3 protein-coding genes and 1 pseudogene are annotated in these 3050 nt (G+C 40.8%); all 4 read right to left on the reverse strand.

Going from position 1 to position 3050, the window contains the following annotated elements:
- Positions 1 to 65 (reverse strand): annotated as a pseudogene (locus ACLUJM_RS13325) (sigma-70 family RNA polymerase sigma factor); the annotation flags it as partial.
- A gap of 94 nt (positions 66 to 159) precedes the next feature.
- Positions 160 to 672 (reverse strand): sigma-70 family RNA polymerase sigma factor, encoded by a 513-nt coding sequence (locus tag ACLUJM_RS13330; RefSeq protein ID WP_000241709.1) that lies wholly within the window; start codon positions 670 to 672, stop codon positions 160 to 162.
- Between the two features lie 487 nt (positions 673 to 1159).
- Positions 1160 to 1333 carry a cysteine-rich KTR domain-containing protein gene (locus tag ACLUJM_RS13335; RefSeq protein ID WP_002779755.1) on the reverse strand — a complete coding sequence of 58 codons (174 nt, stop codon included), beginning with the start codon at positions 1331 to 1333 and terminating at the stop codon, positions 1160 to 1162.
- A 51-nt stretch (positions 1334 to 1384) separates the two neighbouring features.
- The coding region (tet(O), locus tag ACLUJM_RS13340) for a tetracycline resistance ribosomal protection protein Tet(O) (protein WP_412413036.1) at positions 1385 to 3050 on the reverse strand (1666 nt) is incomplete at its 5' end.

Here is a 3050-nt window from a genome sequence, read left to right on the forward strand (position 1 = left end):
AGCTTTTCCTCGGCTTCTTTCCAGATACGCCATTTCCTGTCCTCCCGTCCGTGGTTGTATGCCATTCTTACTTCCTCCAATCAGAATTGATTGAGAGGGCAGAGAAAAGCCCCCTCATCTTCCCAAAGGAAAAAACAAGGGGGCTGAACGCCTTAAATTTTAATTTTCTATTATCTTTCTTAGTTTTATTAGGATTCTGGCTTTGCGTTTGTTTACAACGCTCTGGGTTATGCCCAACCTCGCCCCGACTTCACGCTCGGAAAGTCCGTCAAAAAAGATTGCCTGTATCAGCTCCTGTTCACTATCCGACAGCAAAGGCAGGGCGGCTTTCAGCCTGTCCACCATGACCGCATTGACAACGGTTTCTGCAATGTCCACCGCTTCATCAGTGATAAAGTCCAGAGGATTCCCCTCGCTGTCCGTAAATCCGTCGAGAGATAGCAGTCTATTCTTTGTATCTAATTTTTGCAGATAACGCCACCGTTCCTTGTCACGGTAGAAGTCTGTGTATTGCTCCCTCACGACTTCAAGCAGACAGCCTTGAATGGGGATAAACAGCTTGTCCATATAGGTCTGGTCGGATTCCCTGCAACGGCAGAACTCCGTGTAGGATAATTCCACATAGCCGCCACTTTCTCTGATATATACCTTTCTTGGTGCATATTTCACCATAAATACCTCCCATCTGAATTTTTGAAATGTAAAAAATCCAGATGGAGAGGCGGAGAACGACACCGCATATCAGAAACAGCCCTACGGCACTTTCCAACAAAAATCGACAAAAGAAAAACCGCAAAGGCTCTGTGACCTTTACGGTTATAGGAAATAGTAATTCTATTGTATGGAGATTGTACTTCTACTTTCAAGGTGAGAAGTACCGTTGCACTGGCAGAAATTTTTTTAACTGGTTTCCTGCCGTTCTCTGATATGCTATGTATTGATAAATTTTGCTTCGTATGAGCAGATAGATAACTGCCCGAAAAAAGGACATAAAAAAATCCCTCCAAATTTAAAAACAAATTCAGAGGGTAATTTAGGGTATAACAAAATAACCCACCCGAATATCGTTTTTTTTATTTGGTGAGTTTGTTCTTTCAAATACGAAACAAAAAGAGCCGATGATTCGTGAATTGTTCCACAATTTCATCGGCTCTGCGTCTTAAGCGTCTGGCTCTTTGATGACAGTTATCTTCAAGTTGTCAACTTTAATCAATCTTTCTTGTCTGCATTTTGGACAATAAAGGGGATAATTCTCCAAAACAGTGTCCTTCCTAATTTTATTACGGGTTTTGCTCCCACAAACAGGACACAATATCCATTCGCATTTCATCATAATTAGTCTCTAATCCTTTCAAATCTCATTTTATATGACTTTTGCAAGCTGTTAAGCTAACTTGTGGAACATATGCCGAACCTTATCTATACGGCTATTCGGGCGGCGGGGTTGGCAAATAAATTTACCAATAGCTGGCTGGTATCCTTTTAACTCTGTCAAGCAGACTCCCTGCCCATTTGTGAAATAAGTTAAATCGTTCCTGTATTCTTGAATACATCTAGCAGGGATTTCTCCTTTCAGAATGACCTCGTCATTCTTTATCTGAGTACTTACAATATCTGCACAATACCTTGGAGCATCATGATACGCCCGTGAGAGATATTCCTGCGGTGCATAAATTTCAAAGTGGAGATATGGCTCTAATAGTTCTGTCCCTGCTTTTTTTAAAGCCTGCTCCAATACGATAGGGGAAAGCAGCCGAAAGTCTGCGGGGGTACTTACAGGACTATAATACAATCCATATTCAAAACAGATTTTACAGTCTGTCACTTTCCATCCATACAGCCCCTGCTCGCAGCCATAAAGAACCCCCTCCATAACCGCATTTTGGAACGATTGATTTAAATATCCAAGTGAAACTCTGCTTTCATACTGCACTCCGCTTCCAATAGGGAGCGGCTCTATGGACAACCCGACAGAAGCCCAGAAAGGATTTGGCGGGACTTCTATGTGGATGGTATATTCTGCTTTTCTAAGCGGTCTTTCCATATATATAACAGTAGGCTCTTTTATTTCTGCCTCCACATGATATTTTTCCTCAAGGATGGCACAAATGACTTCCATCTGCACATTCCCCAAAAAAGAAAGTATAATCTCATGCGTTGTAGTATCCACATAATATTTTAAAAGAGGGTCGCCATCTGAAATTTCTGTAAGTGCCCCAAGCAATATTTCCCGCTGTTCAGATTTCTTTACTGCAATCGTTGTTTGGAGCATAGGGAGAGGATTTTCAATAAATTTTCTCTGCGGCAACAGTATTTCGTTCCCCAAAATACTGTTTAGCTGCAAAACATCATTTGGTAAAATTACAATATCACCAGAGCAGGCTGTATCGGATGAATATAATTCACCGTTTGTCGGAACACACATCTCTGTGATTTTTATTTTCTCTTTTTCAGATATTCTAATAACATCCCTCAAATGCAATGTTCCGCTATATATACGCACATAAACAAAACGCCGCCTTTTCTCTGAATATTCAATCTTAAAAACCTGCCCGCATAGTTCAGATTGACCTTCAGGCGTTGATGAATAAAATTTACTGGCAATCACTTCTATAAGCTGCCGAATCCCCAGATTGTTTTTAGCGCTTCCGTGATAAACGGGAAATAACGTTCCGTTTTGGAATCTCCTGTTTTCTTCCTGTTCCAGTTCTGACATTTTAAACGGTTTCCCTGACATATATTTCTCTAATAGTTCATCGTTTCCCATAATTACCGCATCCCACTGTTCCATATCGTCATTGTCCGTTACATTTATATGGGGATGCTGCCCAACCTTTTGCTTCACTATAATTTCCGAAGAAAGCTTTGCTTTCATTTCCCGATATACCATTGGCAAATCAATCCCCTCTTGGTCAATTTTATTGATGAAAAAAATTGTCGGAATCTTCATTATCTGTAGTGCATGAAACAGTATACGGGTCTGTGCCTGTATGCCATCCTTTGCAGAAACTAATAATACTGCTCCGTCTAATACGGATAAAGAACGGTAT

The sequence above is a fragment of the Finegoldia sp. genome (assembly GCF_046991905.1).
Taxonomy (GTDB): domain Bacteria; phylum Bacillota; class Clostridia; order Tissierellales; family Peptoniphilaceae; genus Finegoldia.